Raw genomic sequence first — 3741 nt, 5'->3', positions numbered from 1 at the left:
CAGCTGTCACCGGTAGAGTTTGAAAAGCGTTACGCAGCGAGCCTGGAGAGTGTCTAGGAAACCTGGGGCGATTCAGACTCGCGGATCATAAAGATCAGAAAAAAACTGAGCGTAGACAGTATTTTTTGTTCGTTTGGCTTATGATCGTCACTGTTTTTCTTTTTGTAGTGGTAGCTTGGGCGAATCCGGCAATTGGAGATCTTGAGCCTGATACGATTAGCACCTTGAATAAAGCAACGAATGTTGTAATTGTTTTGTTTGTTCCTTTCGTATTTGGCGTTTTAGGTGCGGCTGCAAGAGTTTTGATCGCTGGTATAAGCACAGGGCAACAGCTTGGCCTTATAGTTTCATCTGGGTTTATGGCTGTCTTTTCGTGGATAGGTATTAAGAGTGGTGTGTTGATTGCAGTTATCGCGCCACACTTAGAGAAGCAAGCTATTACCAGTGATCAGATTCTTCAGGCTCCGGGTAACTTCTACACATTAGCGCTCGTAGCTATTTTTGTTGGGATGTTCTCGTCAAATCTGTATATTTTTATTAATCAGAAAGTCGAGCAGTTGACTGTTAGGAGGAATTCTGAGGGCGCTGGCGGGAGTCGTTGACGTGAGAGTGTGAGTGACTTAAAAAATATGCTAACGGTTTAATTATCATAACTAGCAAAGCGTGGTACTACTAATTAAGTTAAGCGTAACTTGGCGGGTTACGATGAAAAAAACTTAGCAACTAAGTAAAAGGAACGGCCGAAGCTGGATGCGTCAACATCCAGCCCGGCCACCGAACCCGCAGTCTCTACCTGCAAGACCAGCCAAGGCTCCCGCTCTGTGTACAAAGCCGAGCGAGCCTGGCACCTGTTTATCCATACAGTAAAGGTCTTGCATATTATGTCCTCAACCATCATTCCTTGGATGGGCGGTAAACGCCGCCTGGCCGACCGCCTTATTCCCCTTTTCCCACCTCACGAATGCTACGTCGAAGTCTTCGCAGGCGGCGGGGCGCTCTACTTCCTGCGCCCACAGCCCGCGCCATGCGAAGTGCTTAACGACATCAACGGCGACCTGATGACCCTGTACCGCGTGGTACAGAACCACCTGCAAGAATTCGTGCTTCAGTTCAAATGGGCTCTTAGCTCACGACAGATTTTCGAGTGGCAAAAAATGCCCCGACCGGAAACGCTGACCGACATCCAGCGCGCCGCCCGATTCTTCTACCTGCAGCGCCATGCCTTTGGCGGCAAGGTTTCGGGGCAGTGCTTCGGTACCGCGACAACGGCCCCCGCAATCAACCTGCTGCGCATCGAAGAGAATCTATCTGCGGCCTGGCAGCGCTTGTCCGGCACCTACGTTGAAAACCTGCCTTGGCTCGAGTGCGCGGAGCGCTACGACCGGCCGCACACCTTCCACTACATGGACCCACCTTACTGGCAGACCGCTGGCTATGGCGTGGATTTCCCGTTTGAAAACTACGAGCGCATGGCTGACTTTATACGACGCTGCAAAGGAAAGGTGATGGTCAGCATCAACGACCACCCGGACATTCGGCGGGTGTTTGAAGGGTTTCATTTTGAGACGACCGAGATCCGGTACACGACCACGAATCAGCGTCAGGGGAAGGCTGAGATGACGGGAGAGCTGATTATAATGAATTGGGTGCCGGCGGTTTTAGGAGGGCTGTTCTAGCTATCCTTAAAGTTTTTTTTTGCCGTATGGAGAGTGATCTAGGCGTAGTAATAGCTGCGCTCCACCCCCAAAAACCTTTAGCAAATTTGCTTGGTGATAAAGTTAGAAATGATCGGGCGCGCCTCACTATTTTTTGTAGATAGTATTTTTGGCGCGTCATCGGCCTACAGAATTATATGGACTATTCTGTAACTAGTCGGAAGAATGGTTCTTTTCGAAGTGCGATGCTTTGTGCATAACTTCCTTCGCGGTCACTGCGTAATTCATTTCGATAGCTGGTGAACTGCCAGTGCGAGGGGCGTACGTCAGAATCTGTGTGTTGTCCTGGTTGTATGTTATGTTCGCTTATCACCGACTCCAATAGTTCTAGAAAATCACGAATGTTTTTCAGAGTGCTTGCGGTGTATCGAGAGTCTGCTGTGTCCGATTTTACATATAGAGTAAATTGTGCTCCGTTGCTCACGCGCGCGTTTGGTTCCGCTCTTTCCATGTCGGTAACTTTCCATTTGTCAAATGGGCAATCTTCCGAAAATAACAACGAAGACAATGCATTGATAGTCCGTGGAACATCTACATCTTTTACACTAACGTGAAATTTATCGCCGTCAAATACTCCTGCACATTTACCTTGCTGGCGACTAGCATGCATGAATGCGTCTAAACCGCTATTGTTTTGCATAAACCCATTGTGCACTGAGCTGAATCCATTTTGCCGCATGGCTGAATAGTCTTGGATGAGCGGAGCCTCCCGAAAATGGAAGGAAGGAATATTCTTGATTTGCGCTTTTAAACTATCAAAATTCAAATTTAAAAATTCTTGTGTTGGTGTTTTTTGTTTGATTTCGGCTGAAGCGGTTGGTTGTAATGGAGGGGTGTTCAGGAATAATTTAGGTCGAATGCTCGGCACGATTTTTTCTCTATAGATATCGTTGGATAGCATTCGGAATTTTCAGGTTTTCTAGCAGGTAGGTCTTTCGGAAGGCGCGCAAAATGCCAACGTAGCGATCTCATATTATTGTAGTATATTTGGCAATGCCATAGGTGATATTTGCAAATGGAAGAAAAATATATTTTTTGCGCTGCGGTTTTGCTTTATATGAATTTTATGGCTCTTCGGAAGAGTTCAAAAGCGCTAAGTGCTCCTTAGGTAACATTCGGGTTTCGTACATTTTCAATAGTGCCAGTATCGAAATTGAATTCGCTTTGAATACCCGAGTTTTCTTACGTTCAATCTGTACCTTGGACGTCCGAAGGTAATAACTGGCCGATTGCAGCCAGTTACGATGAGTTACTATTGGCACATGGCAGGCGTTAACTATAGGCAGTAATCGACAGAAGCAACCGTCCAGAGTGGCTGACTCACAGGCAAGAGCTGCATAGTTCTGATTATCTACAGTTCAGAGAACAGATGAGGATTCGAAAATGCGTTTAGCTTAGGAGTAGTGCAAAGGAGTTTGCCAATTGCTAAGCATGAAACTGAGTACTGGTCATCAGCGCTCAATCCACACCCAGCGCCACGTGTGTTTTGGCGCTGTACCAACACGCACTGCCCTAAGTATATGCTCAAAAAATACCTCGTACTCAGCTTTGCGCGAGCGCTCGTCGAAGATTATCTCGGTTACGCCGTAGTTCTCTTTAAGCAACTTGGCGAAGCCGTGCGCCATGCGCTTGGAAAAGCCCATTCCTGTGTAATCTGAGGCGACGGCGAAGTGTCCCACTGTTGCTGTTTTTTGGTGCATGTCAACGGTGATTTCTTGGATATATCCCAAGATTACGGCACCCGCTCGCCATTCGAGCCTTGGTAGCGTCCAGAAGTCGTCAGTTTCGTGGCAGAGCATTTTCGTAAGCTCTAGCGACGCACCTAGTTCCCCCACAAAATTAGTGCTTGGGGACAGGTAAGATCTGCCCAGGGCCATGAGAAATTCTTCATTTGGAGATACGGAAAATGCTCTCGCCTTGCGTTTAAAGTAACTTTTCATCTTCAAATCGGGGCGGCCGCGAAAACTGAGTGCAACACCTGACCTTTCCGGTACGGTGCTGCCCCTATGTCCTATTCCGAACTCAG

General features: G+C 47.6%; 4 protein-coding genes. 2 read left to right on the top strand and 2 right to left on the bottom strand.

What is annotated here, in order from left to right; all coding sequences use genetic code 11:
- The first annotated feature begins 140 nt into the window (after positions 1–140).
- Both GHN92_RS23400 and GHN92_RS23395 read left to right on the top strand, forming a co-directional pair.
- Positions 141–602 (top strand): hypothetical protein, encoded by a 462-nt coding sequence (locus tag GHN92_RS23400; protein WP_153381307.1) that lies wholly within the window; start codon positions 141–143, stop codon positions 600–602.
- 279 nt (positions 603–881) lie between these two features.
- The gene (locus GHN92_RS23395; RefSeq protein WP_153381306.1) at positions 882–1676 is read left to right on the top strand and encodes a DNA adenine methylase; all 795 of its coding nucleotides are present in this window, start codon (positions 882–884) and stop codon (positions 1674–1676) included.
- A 181-nt stretch (positions 1677–1857) separates the two neighbouring features.
- Here GHN92_RS23395 and GHN92_RS23390 read toward each other — a convergent pair whose 3' ends face one another.
- Positions 1858–2616 (bottom strand): type III effector phosphothreonine lyase, encoded by a 759-nt coding sequence (locus tag GHN92_RS23390; protein ID WP_153381304.1) that lies wholly within the window; start codon positions 2614–2616, stop codon positions 1858–1860.
- A gap of 550 nt (positions 2617–3166) precedes the next feature.
- The coding region (locus GHN92_RS23385) for a hypothetical protein (RefSeq protein WP_218580741.1) at positions 3167–3741 on the bottom strand (575 nt) is incomplete at its 5' end.

It is taken from the genome of Pseudomonas sp. FSL R10-2964 (assembly GCF_009600035.1).
Taxonomy (GTDB): domain Bacteria; phylum Pseudomonadota; class Gammaproteobacteria; order Pseudomonadales; family Pseudomonadaceae; genus Aquipseudomonas; species Aquipseudomonas bubulae.
The sequence above is the reverse complement of the archived record's forward strand: the minus strand, read 5'-3'. Positions and strand labels throughout refer to the sequence as shown.